General features: G+C 73.7%; 15 protein-coding genes. 13 read left to right on the top strand and 2 right to left on the bottom strand.

The annotated features are described in order from the left end of the window. The first annotated feature begins 159 nt into the window (after nucleotides 1-159). From ACFYYN_RS07580 to ACFYYN_RS07570, 3 genes are all read left to right on the top strand, one after another. Nucleotides 160-678, top strand: a complete 519-nt coding sequence (locus tag ACFYYN_RS07580; RefSeq protein WP_499514670.1) for an RNA polymerase sigma factor — start codon at nucleotides 160-162, stop codon at nucleotides 676-678. Continuing rightward, entirely contained in the window at nucleotides 662-1,135 is a 474-nt protein-coding gene (locus tag ACFYYN_RS07575; RefSeq protein ID WP_500545039.1) for a hypothetical protein, read from the top strand. Before ACFYYN_RS07580 ends, ACFYYN_RS07575 begins: the two co-directional genes overlap by 17 nt. 91 nt (nucleotides 1,136-1,226) lie before the next feature. Then, a complete protein-coding gene (locus ACFYYN_RS07570; protein WP_500361061.1) occupies nucleotides 1,227-1,625 on the top strand; it encodes a VOC family protein in 399 nt (132 codons plus the stop codon). 220 nt (nucleotides 1,626-1,845) lie between these two features. Here the strand turns inward: ACFYYN_RS07570 and ACFYYN_RS07565 are convergent, their stop codons facing one another. Beyond that, complete coding sequence (locus ACFYYN_RS07565) at nucleotides 1,846-2,526, bottom strand: helix-turn-helix transcriptional regulator (RefSeq protein WP_500545038.1); 681 nt, start codon at nucleotides 2,524-2,526, stop codon at nucleotides 1,846-1,848. A 44-nt stretch (nucleotides 2,527-2,570) separates the two neighbouring features. Beyond that, complete coding sequence (locus ACFYYN_RS07560) at nucleotides 2,571-3,728, bottom strand: YihY/virulence factor BrkB family protein (protein WP_500359852.1); 1,158 nt, start codon at nucleotides 3,726-3,728, stop codon at nucleotides 2,571-2,573. A gap of 18 nt (nucleotides 3,729-3,746) precedes the next feature. Between ACFYYN_RS07560 and ACFYYN_RS07555 the strand changes: the two genes are divergently transcribed. From ACFYYN_RS07555 to cysD, 10 genes are all read left to right on the top strand, one after another. Beyond that, nucleotides 3,747-5,405 (top strand): acyl-CoA dehydrogenase family protein, encoded by a 1,659-nt coding sequence (locus ACFYYN_RS07555; RefSeq protein WP_500545037.1) that lies wholly within the window; start codon nucleotides 3,747-3,749, stop codon nucleotides 5,403-5,405. A 356-nt stretch (nucleotides 5,406-5,761) separates the two neighbouring features. Then, nucleotides 5,762-7,054, top strand: coding sequence for a helix-turn-helix domain-containing protein (locus ACFYYN_RS07550; RefSeq protein ID WP_500545036.1), 1,293 nt, complete (start codon nucleotides 5,762-5,764; stop codon nucleotides 7,052-7,054). 71 nt (nucleotides 7,055-7,125) lie between these two features. Next, nucleotides 7,126-7,704: a GNAT family N-acetyltransferase gene (locus ACFYYN_RS07545; RefSeq protein WP_500365373.1), complete on the top strand. Its 579-nt coding sequence runs from the start codon at nucleotides 7,126-7,128 to the stop codon at nucleotides 7,702-7,704. Between the two features lie 26 nt (nucleotides 7,705-7,730). Further along, on the top strand, nucleotides 7,731-8,768 hold the full coding sequence (locus ACFYYN_RS07540) for a carbohydrate kinase family protein (protein ID WP_500545035.1): 1,038 nt from the start codon (nucleotides 7,731-7,733) through the stop codon (nucleotides 8,766-8,768). 93 nt (nucleotides 8,769-8,861) lie between these two features. Next, nucleotides 8,862-8,945, top strand: coding sequence for a putative leader peptide (locus ACFYYN_RS07535; RefSeq protein ID WP_322975673.1), 84 nt, complete (start codon nucleotides 8,862-8,864; stop codon nucleotides 8,943-8,945). Between the two features lie 169 nt (nucleotides 8,946-9,114). After that, nucleotides 9,115-10,812 carry a nitrite/sulfite reductase gene (locus ACFYYN_RS07530; protein ID WP_500321730.1) on the top strand — a complete coding sequence of 566 codons (1,698 nt, stop codon included), beginning with the start codon at nucleotides 9,115-9,117 and terminating at the stop codon, nucleotides 10,810-10,812. Then, complete coding sequence (locus ACFYYN_RS07525) at nucleotides 10,809-10,988, top strand: hypothetical protein (protein WP_500321732.1); 180 nt, start codon at nucleotides 10,809-10,811, stop codon at nucleotides 10,986-10,988. Before ACFYYN_RS07530 ends, ACFYYN_RS07525 begins: the two co-directional genes overlap by 4 nt. Then, a complete protein-coding gene (locus ACFYYN_RS07520; protein WP_500545034.1) occupies nucleotides 10,985-11,692 on the top strand; it encodes a phosphoadenylyl-sulfate reductase in 708 nt (235 codons plus the stop codon). Before ACFYYN_RS07525 ends, ACFYYN_RS07520 begins: the two co-directional genes overlap by 4 nt. A 32-nt stretch (nucleotides 11,693-11,724) precedes the next feature. Continuing rightward, entirely contained in the window at nucleotides 11,725-12,270 is a 546-nt protein-coding gene (gene cysC / locus ACFYYN_RS07515; RefSeq protein ID WP_500321734.1) for an adenylyl-sulfate kinase, read from the top strand. Nucleotides 12,271-12,388: 118 nt separating this feature from the next. After that, the gene (gene cysD, locus ACFYYN_RS07510; protein ID WP_500545033.1) at nucleotides 12,389-13,324 is read left to right on the top strand and encodes a sulfate adenylyltransferase subunit CysD; all 936 of its coding nucleotides are present in this window, start codon (nucleotides 12,389-12,391) and stop codon (nucleotides 13,322-13,324) included. Nucleotides 13,325-13,326: the final 2 nt, after the last annotated feature.

Raw genomic sequence — 13,326 nt, 5'->3', positions numbered from 1 at the left:
CGCCCCCCCCCCCGCGGGGGGCTGCGCCACCCGCCACATCTTGGTGTTGCCCCCCCCCGGGGGGGGGGGGCCCCCCCCCGCGGGGGGGGGGGGCGGGGGGGGGGGCCCCCCCCCCCCCCGGCCGTGCGGTGGCACGCCTGCGGCATGATGAACGACGGAATGTGGAGAGTGTTGAAACGGTCTTCCCGGGACGAAGCGGCGTCCGAGCTGTTCGCCGCCCTCTACCCCCGCCTGGCCGGCTGGTGCCGGCGGCTGGTCGACGACGACGAGACGGCCCACGAGATCGCCTCGGAGGCCTTCACCCGGCTGTGGGCGCGCTGGACGAGCGTGGACGAACCGCGCGGCTTCCTCTACGTCACGGCGGCCAACATCGTGCGCGATCACTGGCGGAAGGTGGAGCGCGAACGCCGGGCCATGCGGCGCGCCACCGCGGAGGTCCTCGTCGACGGTCAGGGCGAGGGACGCGACGGGCAGACCGACCCTTCGGTGCGGATGCTCGTCCAGTCGCTGCCCGAGCGGCTGCGGGTGCCCATCCTGCTGTACTACTACGCCGACATGCCGGTCCGGGAGGTGGCGGCCGCGACGGGGCGGAAGGAAGGAACCGTGAAGGCCGACCTCCACGCGGCCAGGGAAATGCTGCGAGCCGGACTGAGGAGAAGCCTTGATCACACCCATTGAGGGCCCGGACGAGGAACGGGACCCGGAGCTGAGCGCCCTGCTGCGGCCCGGCACGGTCCTGCTCGGGCCGCCGCCCGGCCGGTTCCGGGAGGTCCGCCGCGTGGCGGCGCGGCGCAAGCTGCTGCGGGCCGCCGCGGGAGCCGGGGTGTCCCTGGCGGTGGCGGCGGTCGTCGCCGTGCCGCTGCACCTGCTGTCCGCCCCGGGGCAGGGCCCCGGGGTCGGGCCGGCCGTGCCCGCGGTGTCCGTCCCCCCTGCGGCCGACCCGCCGCCCTCGCCGCGCCCCACCACCTCACCCGTCCCGGAGCCGTCCGAGACCCCCGGCCCGGACCGCCGCACCGGCTCCCCCGGCTCCCCCGATCCGCGCCGCGCAGCCTCCTCCGCCCGCCAGACCGACTCCGTCTCGGCCACACCGCTCGGCCGTGCCACGGACGACCCCCCGGCCCGCCCCCGCGGCTGACCGGCTTCGCCGCGCAAGACGCGTGAGGCGGGGGCGGTGCGTGTCCGATTCGTTCAAGACGGGCCGGGCGGCGCGACCCTACGGTTGCGGCATGACTCTTCGTTTCGATGTCGTCGAGATCGTCGTGGCCGACATGGCCGCCTCGCTGGCCTTCTACCGCAGGCTGGGGCTGGAGATCCCCGCTGGGGTGGAGGCGGACCCGCATGTGGAGGTGGCGCTGCCCGGGGGGCTGCGGATGGCGTGGGACACCGTGGAGACCGTCCGGTCGTTCGACTCCTCCTGGGCGCCGCCGCAGGGCGGTCACCGCATGGCGCTGGCCTTCACCTGCGACGGGCCGAAGGAGGTGGACGCGACGTTCGCCGAGCTGACCGGGGCCGGGTACGCGGGGCACCTGAAGCCCTTCGACGCGCCCTGGGGGATGCGGTACGCCGTGGTCCTGGACCCGGACGGGAACCCGGTCGACCTCTTCGCGGCGCTGCCGCAGGGCTAGGTCGTGTCGTCACATGAGCTCCCCCAGCTCCGCTGGGAGGTGCCCCCAGGTGCGGTGCACTCGCAAGGCGGGGAGCCGTCCTCGTAGTGGGCTACTCGGACGATTCGACAACGCAGCGTGGTGGCACCTCCCAGCGCCGGCTGGGGGAGCGGCGCGGGGTGGGGGCACCCCCCCGGCCGAAGGTTGGGGGAGGGCAAGTGACGACACGGTCCAGCCGGGGTCAGGGGAGCAGGTCGCCGAGCGGGACGCCGGCGAGGGCGCGCACGTCGCGGGCCAGGTGGGCCTGGTCCGCGTAGCCGGCGTGGGCGGCGACGTCGGCGAAGGGATGGCCGCGGCGGGCCAGTCCCAGTGCGCGCTGGAGGCGCAGGATGCGGACGAGGGTCTTGGGCCCGTAGCCGAAGGCGGCCAGGCAGCGGCGGTGGAGCTGGCGTTCGCTCAGCCCGGTGTCCTCGGCGACGGTGCCGACGCGGGCGCCGGCCGCCAGGCTCGCGGCGATCTGCGGGCCCCACGGGGGCGCCTCGCGCCGCACGTCCCGTGCGAGCACCAGGGACTCCAGGACGGTGCCGGGGTCGGCGGCCGCGGCGACGCGCTCGGTGGCCCGGCGGGCCTGCGCGCCGGGCCACAGCGCGTCCAGCGGAACACGGCGGTCACGCAGCTCGTGCGCGGGCAGCCCGAACACGGCGGGCCCGACGCCGGGGGCGAAGCGCAGGCCCGCGTACCGCGTGCCGGGCGGGCTGCCGGAGAGGTGTGCGGCGGTGTCGGGGCCCGCCGCGAACAGACCGGTGTCCTCGCCCCAGATCAGGTCGATGCAGCCGTCGGGCAGCACGCGGGCCGCCGCGGCACCCGCTGTCCTCGTCCACAGCACGGCGCCGGGCACCGTCGAGGTCTGTTCCCGGTACACCGCTCCAGCATGGCACCCGCCGCCGACAGCGCGCCGGGTGCGCCTCAGTGCGGGGGCTTGCCGCCGTTCTTGCCCGAGGGCCGGCGCCCGCGCAGCCGGGACCGCACGTCCTCCGGCGGCAGGAAGCCCGCCCAGCGCTCGGGGAATTCGGCGGGCGGGTCCTCCGGGCCGACCTCGTCGTCCGGGCCGGACTCGAACGCGGCGCGACGGGCGGCGGCCTCCGCGACGAGGTCGGCTGCGGCGCGTTCCCTGGCCCGTGCGTTCTCCTCGCGGGCGGCCGCGGTCTCGATCGAGGGCCACACCCGGTCGATGGCGGCGTTGACGGCCGCTCCGACGAGCACCGCGAAGGCCGACACGAAGATCCACAGCAGGACGGCGACGGGCGCGGCCAGCGATCCGTAGATGGTCGGGCCCTCGACCGTGTGGGTGAGGTAGATGCGCAGCACGAAGCTGCCGAGGACCCACATCAGCAGGGCGACGGCCGCCCCGGGCATGTCCTCGTACCAGGGCGACCGCACCGGTACGGAGACGTGGTACAGCGTGGTGAGGAACGCGATCGACAGCACGCTGACGACCGGCCAGTACAGTATCCGGATCACGGCCTCGCTCCACGGCAGGAACGACACCACCGCGTCCGGCCCGACGACCATCAGCGGCATGACGACCGCGCCGATCACCAGGGCGACGATGTAGAGCAGCAGCGCCAGCAGCCGCGTCCTGACGATGCCGCGCCTGCCCTCCAGCCCGTACATGATCGTGATCGTGTCGACGAAGACGTTGAGGGCCCGCGATCCGGACCACAGGGCGATGACGAAGCCGATGGAGATCACGTCGGGCCGTCCGCCGCCGAAGACGTCGTCGACGAGCGGCCGCATCAACTGGTCGACGCCCTTGTCCGACAGGACCGTCGCGGCGGCCGTGAGGATGTTGCCGCGGATGTTGTCGATCGTGTCGGTGCCGATGATCTCGTCGACGTAGCCGATGGCGCCGACGAGGCTCAGCAGCAGCGGCGGCAGGGAGAGCAGCACGAAGAAGGCGGCCTCGGCGGCGAGGCCGGTGACGCGGTACTCCATGCAGGAGTCGACCGTGTCCTTGAGCAGCAGCCAGCCCACCTTGCGCTTGGATACGTTCCTGTAGAGGGCCCGCGCCCGGTGGAGTCGGCCTCGCCTGGGCCGCTCGGGTGTTTCGTCTGCTGCCTGCACGGGCCTACCGTAACCGTCATGAGTCCCCCCACACACACCGTGACCAACCAGGCTCCGCCCCTGGTCGGGTATGACGTGTACGCCGCCGACACCGCCCTGGTGGAGGGGGTGGCACGGCACGTGGCGCCCGGGCTCCGGGAGGAGGTCCACCGGGAGCTCGGCGAGATCGGCCGGGCCGCCGGTTCCGCGCAGGCGCGGGGGTGGGCGGAGGCCGCCGACACCCATCCGCCGGTGCTGCGCACCCACGACCGGTACGGGCACCGGATCGACGAGGTGGAGTTCCACCCGGCCTGGCACCGGCTGCTGGGGCGGGCGGTCTCCTCGGGGCTCACCGACGCCTGGTCGCGCCCCGGCGGACACCTGCGGCGCGCGGCGGGTTTCCTGGTGTGGTCCCAGGCGGAGGCCGGGCACGGCTGCCCGGTGTCGATGACACACGCGGCGGTGCCGGCGCTGCGGGCCGACCCGGCGCTGGCCGCCGAGTGGGAGCCCCGGCTGGGGTCCCGGGTGTACGACCCGCAGCTGGTGGCGCCGGGAGGCAAGCCCGGGGCGCTGTTCGGCATGGGGATGACCGAGAAGCAGGGCGGCTCGGACGTGCGGGCCACCACCACGCGGGCGGAGCCGCTGGCGGAGGAGGGCACGTACCTGCTCACCGGCCACAAGTGGTTCTGCTCGGCGCCGATGTCGGACGCCTTCCTCGTGCTGGCGCAGGCGTCCCCCTCCTCGGGAAAGGGGGGCCTGACCTGCTTCCTGCTGCCCCGGGTGCTGCCGGACGGCTCGCGCAACGTCTTCCTGATCCAGCGGCTCAAGGACAAGCTGGGCAACCGCTCCAACGCCTCGGCGGAGGTGGAGTTCGACGGCACGTGGGCGCGCCGCGTCGGCGAGGAGGGGCGCGGGGTGGCGACCGTCATCGAGATGGTGGCGGCCACCCGGCTGGACTGCGCGACCGGTTCCGCCGCGCTGATGCGGCAGGCGGTGGCGCAGGCGGTGCACCACGCGACGCACCGCAGCGCGTTCGGCGGGCCGCTGGTCGACAAGCCGCTGATGCGGAACGTCCTGGCGGACCTGGCCCTGGAGTCGGAGGCGGCCACCACGACCGTGCTGCGGCTGGCGGCGGCGTACGACGCGGATGACGCGGACGACGAGCAGGAGCGGCACTTCCGGCGGCTGGCGGTGGCGGTCTCCAAGTACTGGGTCACCAAGCGCTGCCCGCCGCTGGTGGCCGAGGCGCTGGAGTGCCTGGGCGGCAACGGCTACGTGGAGGAGTCGGGGCTGCCGCGGCTGTTCCGGGAGTCGCCGCTGAACTCGGTGTGGGAGGGCTCGGGCAACGTGCAGGCCCTGGACGTGCTGCGGGTGCTGCAGAGGGAGCCGCGCGCGCTGAACTCCTTCCTCGGCGAGATCGGCCTGGCGCGCGGCGCTGACCACCGGCTGGACGGCGCGATCAAGGCGCTGCTGACCGAACTGGCCGACCTGGAGGGCGTCGAGGCCCGGGCGCGCCGGCTGGTGGAGCGCATGGCGCTGGTGCTGCAGGGCTCGTTGCTGGTGCGGTTCGCCCCGGTCGAGGTCTCGGACGCGTTCTGCGCCTCGCGGCTCGGCGGGGACTGGGGGGCGACCTTCGGCACGCTGCCGCGCGGGCTGGACCTGGCGGCGATCGTGGAGCGGGCACGCCCTCAGGGGTGAGGGGCGGATGCGGCGGCGGTCCGCCCGAGGTCCCGACGGAAGGACCGGGATCTTCGGGGAAACGTTCCGCCGCCGCGCCGCACTGAGGGTGGTGCCGCGCCGACTCGGCACCACCCCCGGTCTCGCCTCACCGTCGCACGGAATCAGGGTTCCGTACGAATAGCGTGATGCGCCGTCACTGTCCGTCGAATGCGCGCATATTCGCAACCGTTGCAGACAGTTGCAAGGTATTGGCCGGATATCCCACCGGAGGGACCGGCCCGGCGGCACCATATGCACATGGTGTGGCAGCGGAGAACCGGCGCGGCCACTGCCCGAGCGCAGAAAGCGCTGCGCACACGGACGCGGGGAGCACCATGAGCCAGGTTCCGATCGACGCACGGTCGTTGTCGGTCCAGTCCGTCCAGGAACCGCGCCGTTCCGCACGGCTGCTGGGCGGCATGCGGGACACCGCGCTGGGCGGCGGATCGGGTGGCACGGTGCCCAGACCGGTCATCCAGGACTCCTGGCGGCGCGCCCTGGACCTCGGTGTCGACCCGGACAACGGCAGTCACGCCGGCATGCTGACCGCCGACGAGATCGAGGTGCGCAGGCGCCACACCCCGCTGAACGACGTGATGTCCGCGCTGCGCGACGGCTTGGTCTCGGTCGCCGACGAGGCCCGGCACATCATGGTGGTCACCGACCCCGAGGGCCGGGTGCTGTGGCGGGACGGCAGCCTGGCCGTCCGCAGGAGCGCGGACCGGCTCGGCTTCGCCGAGGGCGCCTCGTGGTCGGAGGAGGCCGTCGGCACCAACGCGATCGGCACCGCCCTGGTCACCGGACGGCCGGTGCAGGTGCACTCCTCGGAGCACTTCGTCCGGGTGCACCACCAGTGGACCTGCGCCGCGGCCCCGCTCATCGACCCGCGGGACGGCCGGCTGCTGGGCGCGGTGGACGTCAGCGGGCCGGCGGCCGGGATGCACCCCGCGATGCTGTCGCTGGTGACCGCGGTGACCAAGGTCGCCGAGGCCGAACTGCGCAGCCTGCACTGGGCGGCCGTGGACCGGCTGCGCTCGGTCTCCGCCCCGCTGCTCGCCCGGATGCCGGGCCGGGCGGCGGTCGTCGACCCCAACGGGTGGACGGCGGCGGTGACCGGGATGCCGCCGGTGGAGCGGATCACGCTGCCCGCCGCGCCGAGCGCCGGACGTACGTGGGTGCCCGCGCTGGGCACCTGCACCCTGGAGCCGCTGCCGGGCGGCTGGCTGGTGCGGGTCGCCACGCCGGAGGAGGAGGTGCCCGGGGCCGGGCACGTGGTGCTGGACCTCGGCCGTCCCCGCACGTGGACGGTGAACGTCTCCGGTGCGGCCGGCGGCTGGTCGCAGGAGCTCAGCCCGCGCCACGCCGAACTGCTCTTCGTGCTGGCCCTGCACCGGGACGGCCGCACCGCCGCGGAACTGGCCGGCGACCTGTTCGGCGACCCCTCCCGCACGGTGACGGTGCGGGCCGAGATGTCCCGCCTGCGCCGCACCCTGGCCGGGGTGCTCGACCACCGTCCCTACCGCTTCGCGGACGGCGTCGAGGTCGAGGTGGTCCGCCCCGCCCACCCCGCGGACCTGCTGCCGCACTCGACGGCGCCGGCGGTGCGCGGGGCGCGCTTCGGGGAGTGAGGGGGCGACCCGGACGGGCCGCGCAGCGAGCCGGGAACCCTCCGGGTCCGCGAGGCCGCAGAATGTGGCGCATGAGCACTAGCGTCACGGTGACCACGTGGTCACTGGAGCAGACCTCCCACGCCGATCTGCGGCCCTCCCTGGAGCCGGACCCCGCGACGTCGGGCATCCGCATCGCGCGGGCCGAGGTGCCGTCCCCGGAGTTCAGCCGCTTCCTCTACACGTCGGTGGGCGCGGACTGCGCCTGGACGGACCGCCTGCCGTGGTCGTACGAGCAGTGGCGGGCCTTCCTGGAGCGCCCGGGCGTGGAGACCTGGGTGGCGTACGACCGGGACACCCCGGCCGGCTACATCGAACTGGACCCGCAGGACGACGGCCAGGTCGAGATCGCGTACTTCGGGCTGCTGCCCGCCTTCCGGGGGCGGCGAATCGGCGGGCACCTGCTGTCCGTCGGCATCGCCCGCGCCTGGGACCTGGCGGAGCGCCGGCCGGACCGCACCCCGACGAAGCGGGTGTGGGTGCACACCTGCAGCCTGGACGGGCCGCACGCGCTGGCCAACTACGAGAACCGCGGCTTCCGCATCTTCCGCACCGAGACGGGGGAAGAGGAGGAGAGGCCCGTCACCGGGCCCTGGCCCGGAGCCCGGTAGGGACCGGCGGACGGGAAGGGGCGGGCATGGACGTCGTCGGGGTCGGGGCGCTCAACCTGGACCTCATCACGGGCGCGTCCGCCCTGAACGGCGGCCCGGTGCTGGCCCGGCTCGGCGCGCACATGCGGCTGCGCCCGCCGCCGGAGAGCGGCGGCGAACGCATGGTCGACGAGCCCGCCGTCCGCGCGGGCCTGGAGTGGCTGCGGGCCGAGGGGGTGCCGCTCACGCCGGAACCGGGCGGCTCGGCCTTCAACACCCTCCATGCGCTGGGCCGTCTGGGCCGCGGGCTGCGGCTCGGGTACGTGGGCGTGGCGGGCCGCGACCCGCTGGGCGCGGCCGGCCCCCTCGCCGTCCTGGACGGGCTCGGCATCGACCGGCGGCTGGTGGCCCGGGACCCGGACCGGCTGTGCGGGATCTGCCTGTCCGTGCACGACGGCGGGGAGCGCACGCTGCTGACCCACACCGGGGCGAACACGCGGATCGCCGCCCATGTGCGGGAGCGGTTCGAGGAGATCGCCGGCTACCTGGCGGCGGCGCGGGTGGTGCACGTCACCTCGTTCCTGGATCCGGACGGCGGCGCGGTGCTGCACCGGCTGCTGGTGGAGGTGCGGCGGCGTTCGCCGGGGACGCTGATCAGCTTCGACCCGGGGCACGTCTGGTCGGCGGAGCCGACCGCCGATGTGCTGGCCATGGCGGCGATGAGCGACTACCTGCTGGTCAACGGGCGGGAGTTCGAGCGGCTGGTCCGGGTGCGGACCCGGGCGGAGGGCGCGGCCGTGGTGAAGTACCCGGACCGCGTGGAGGTGCACCGGCCCGGCACCGTGGAGCGCTACGCGCACCGGCCGCTCCCCGGCGGCGAGGTGGAGGACGCGACGGGGGCGGGCGACGTCTTCGCGGCGGGGCTGCTGGCGGCGCTGGTCGCGGACCACGCCCCGCTCGGTGCGGGGGTGCGGCTGGGTTCGGCGCTGGCGGGCCACAAGCTGCGTCACGTCGGGACCCGCGGGCACGGTGGGTTCCGGGCCATCGCGGCCGATTTCCTGCGCCCGGCGAGTCCTGTCAGGTGACGGACAATCGACGCATCTCGCCATGCGGGATGAACGCGTCCACATTCTGGATAACGGTGGACTGGCCCGAGATCCCCGTGACACGCTTTCGACATGTCGCGCACTGGAATCGCCTTGGTAGGTCGGCTGCACGTCGACCTCGGACGCATGTCCAGCGCCATCTGTCAGGCGTGCTGAGCACTCGCCGCCGCCCCGTCCAGGACTGACCCGGCCGTCCCCGGCCCCGCGGGCGCAATGACGCGCCCACGTCCCGCGCTGTTCCCAGCGCTGCGGCGTATCCGCAGGCCAAGGGGACTCTTCGCGCTACGACCGACTCTGTCCAGCCTGCCAGAAGGACTGCATCGCCATGGCCTCCACCCCTGACCAGCCGAACGCCGCCGCGCCGCGCCGCAAGGTGAGCCGCCACCGCGGCGAGGGCCAGTGGGCGGTCGGCCACATGACACCGCTCAACGCCAACGAGCAGTTCAAGCGGGACGACGACGGTCTCAACGTGCGGACACGCATTGAGACGATCTACCGGTACCGCGGCTTCGACGCGATCGACGGAGCCGACCTGCGCGGCCGCATGCGCTGGTGGGGTCTGTACACCCAGCGCAAGCCCGGGATCGACGGCGGCAAGACCGCGATCCTGGAGCCGGAGGAGCTGGACGACAAGTACTTCATGCTCCGGGTCCGCATCGACGGCGGCCGGCTCACCACCGAGCAGCTGCGCGTCATCGGCGAGGTCTCCCAGGAGTTCGCCCGCGGCACCGCCGACATCACCGACCGGCAGAACATCCAGCTGCACTGGATCCGCATCGAGGACGTCGCCGAGATCTGGCAGCGCCTGGAGGCCGTGGGCCTGTCCACCACCGAGGCGTGCGGCGACACCCCGCGCGTCATCCTCGGCTCCCCCGTCGCCGGGATCGCCGAGGACGAGATCCTCGACGGCACCTGGGCCGTGGACGAGGCCCACCGCCGCATCGTCGGCAACAAGGAGTTCTCCAACCTCCCGCGCAAGTTCAAGTCGGCGATCTCCGGCTCCCCGCTGCTGGACGTGGCCCACGAGATCAACGACGTCGCCTTCGTCGGCGTCCGCCACCCCGAGCACGGGCCGGGCTTCGACGTGTGGGTCGGCGGCGGTCTGTCCACCAACCCCAAGATCGGCGTCCGGCTGGGCGCGTGGGTGCCGCTGGAGGAGGTCCCGGACGTCTTCGAGGGTGTCATCTCGATCTTCCGCGACTACGGCTACCGGCGGCTGCGCACCCGCGCCCGGCTGAAGTTCCTGGTCGCCGACTGGGGCGCGGAGAAGTTCCGCCAGGTGCTGGAGGACGAGTACCTGGGGCGCAAGCTGGCCGACGGCCCGGCCCCCGACCAGCCGGTCCAGCAGTGGCGGGACCACGTGGGCGTGCACCGCCAGAAGGACGGCCGCTACTACGTGGGCTTCGCGCCGCGCGTCGGCCGGGTGGACGGCACCACGCTGAGCAAGATCGCCGAGCTGGCGGAGGCGCACGGCTCCGGCCGGCTGCGGACCACCGTCGAGCAGAAGATGATCGTGCTGGACGTCGAGCAGGACCGGGTCGACTCCCTCGTCTCGGGTCTGGAGGCGCTGGACCTGCAGGTGAAGCCCTCCCCGTTCCGGCGCGGCACGATGGCCTGCACCGGCATCGAGTTCTGCAAGCTGGCCATCGTCGAGACCAAGGCGCGCGGCTCCTCGCTGATCGACGAACTCGAGCGCCGGCTGCCGGAGTTCGAGGAGCCGATCACAATCAACATCAACGGCTGCCCGAACGCCTGCGCCCGGATCCAGGTCGCCGACATCGGCCTCAAGGGCCAGCTCGTGCTGGACGACGAGGGCAACCAGGTGGAGGGCTACCAGGTGCACCTGGGCGGCGCGCTGGGCCTGGAGGCCGGTTTCGGCCGCAAGGTCCGCGGGCTGAAGGTCACCGCGGACGAGCTGCCCGACTACGTCGAGCGCGTCCTGAAGCGCTTCCAGGCCGAGCGTACGGACGGCGAGCGCTTCGCGCAGTGGGTGACGCGGGCGAGCGAGGAGGCGCTGTCGTGAGCGAACGCGCCGCACCGTTCTACTGCCCCTACTGCGGGGACGAGGACCTGCACCCCGCGGAGCAGGGCCACGGCGCCTGGGAGTGCCGGTCGTGCAACCGCGCGTTCCAGCTGAAGTTCCTGGGCCTGCTGGCCCGGGGGCTGCGGACCGAGCACCGTGAGGGAGACCCTTCGTGACCACCGCGCAGCGGCACACCGCGGACGAACTGCGGGCGCTGGCCGAGCAGGCGGGCCGCGACCTGGAGGACGCCCCCGCGCTCGACGTCCTGCGCTGGGCCACCGGCACCTTCGGGTCCCGGTTCTGCGTCACCTCCTCGATGGAGGACGCGGTCGTGGCGCACCTGGCCTCGCGCGTCGCCCCGGGCGTCGACGTCGTCTTCCTCGACACCGGCTACCACTTCCCGGAGACCATCGGCACCCGTGACGCGGTCGCCGCCGTCATGGACGTGCAGCTCATCACGCTGACGCCGCGTCAGAGCGTGGCCGAGCAGGACGCCGAGTACGGGCCGAAGCTCCACGACCGCGACCCCGACCTGTGCTGTGCGCTGCGCAAGGTCACGCCGTTGGAGGAGGGCCTGACCCGCTACGACGCCTGGGCGACCGGCCTGCGCCGCGACGAGTCCCCCACCCGCGCGAACACCCCGGTCGTGGGCTGGGACGCGCGGCGCGGGAAGGTCAAGGTCTCGCCCATCGCCCGCTGGACGCAGGACGACGTGGACTCCTACGTCACGGAGCACGGGGTGCTCACCAATCCGCTGCTCACGGACGGTTACGCCTCGGTCGGCTGCGCCCCCTGCACCCGCCGGGTGCTTGAGGGCGAGGACGCCAGGGCCGGCCGCTGGGCGGGACGGGCCAAGACCGAGTGCGGGCTGCACGGCTGATGACGACGGAACGGACTTCCCGGGAGGGGCGGATGGGCGGGACGGGCACAGGGGCCACGGTGTGGCTCACGGGTCTGCCGAGCGCGGGCAAGACCACGATCGCCCGGGCGCTTGCCGGGCGGCTGCGCGGCGACGGGCACCGGGTGGAGGTCCTGGACGGCGACGAGATCCGCGAGTTCCTCTCCGCGGGCCTCGGCTTCGGCCGCGAGGACCGGCACACCAATGTGCAGCGGATCGGTTTCGTCGCCGAACTCCTGGCCGCCAACGGGGTCAAGGTGCTGGTCCCGGTCATCGCGCCGTACGCCGACAGCCGGGAGGCCGTCCGCAAGCGCCACGAGGCGCGGGGCACCACGTACCTGGAGGTGCACGTCGCCACCCCGGTGGAGGTCTGCACCGTGCGTGACGTGAAGGGCCTGTACGCCAAGCAGGCCGCGGGCGAGATATCCGGGCTGACCGGCGTCGACGACCCGTACGAGGCACCCGAGACCCCCGATCTGCGGATCGAGACCCAGGACCACACCGTCGAGGACTCGGCGGCGCTGCTGACGGCGCTGCTGGTGGAGAGGGGACTCCTGTGAGCGACGTGCGCGCGGCCACCGGGCCGCACCCGACCGGCCGGCAGCGCGTTCGCCGCGCGGGCGGAGATGGGGGCACCACCCAGGCGCGAGCTCTGGGGGAGAACGAAGGGGGCACAGCGTGACCACGGTAGTCGCAGTCGACGAGAGCACCGGCAATCCCTTCGCGCTGTCGCACCTGGACGCACTGGAGTCCGAGGCGGTGCACATCTTCCGCGAGGTGGCGGGGGAGTTCGAGCGGCCGGTGATCCTCTTCTCCGGCGGCAAGGACTCCATCGTCATGCTCCACCTGGCGCTGAAGGCCTTCGCCCCCGCGGCGGTCCCCTTCTCGCTGCTGCACGTCGACACGGGCCACAACTTCCCCGAGGTGCTGGAGTACCGGGACCGCACCGTGGCGGAGCACTCCCTGCGGCTGCACGTCGCCTCGGTGCAGGACTACATCGACGACGGCCGGCTGCGCGAGCGCCCCGACGGCACCCGCAACCCGCTGCAGACGGTGCCGCTGACCGAGGCCATCCAGGAGCTGCGCTTCGACGCGGTCTTCGGCGGCGGCCGCCGTGACGAGGAGAAGGCCCGCGCCAAGGAGCGGGTGTTCTCGCTGCGCGACGAGTTCTCCCAGTGGGACCCGCGCCGCCAGCGGCCCGAGCTGTGGCAGCTCTACAACGGCCGGCACGCCCCCGGCGAGCACGTGCGCGTCTTCCCGCTGTCCAACTGGACCGAGCTGGACGTGTGGCAGTACATCGCCCGCGAGGGCATCGAGCTGCCGGAGATCTACTACGCCCACGAGCGCGAGGTGTTCCGGCGCAGCGGCATGTGGCTGACCGCGGGCGACTGGGGCGGGCCGAAGGACGGCGAGTCGGTGGAGACCCGGCTGATCCGCTACCGCACGGTGGGCGACATGTCCTGCACCGGCGCGGTGGACTCCGACGCCGCCACCATCGACGCCGTCATCGCCGAGATCGCCGCGTCCCGGCTCACCGAGCGGGGCGCCACCCGGGCGGACGACAAGCTCTCCGAGGCCGCGATGGAAGACCGCAAGCGCGAGGGGTACTTCTAGCC

It is taken from the genome of Streptomyces sp. NPDC001902, assembly GCF_042891295.1.
GTDB lineage: Bacteria > Actinomycetota > Actinomycetes > Streptomycetales > Streptomycetaceae > Actinacidiphila.
Note: the sequence above shows the minus strand (reverse complement) of the source record. Positions and strands in the feature narration are given on the sequence as shown.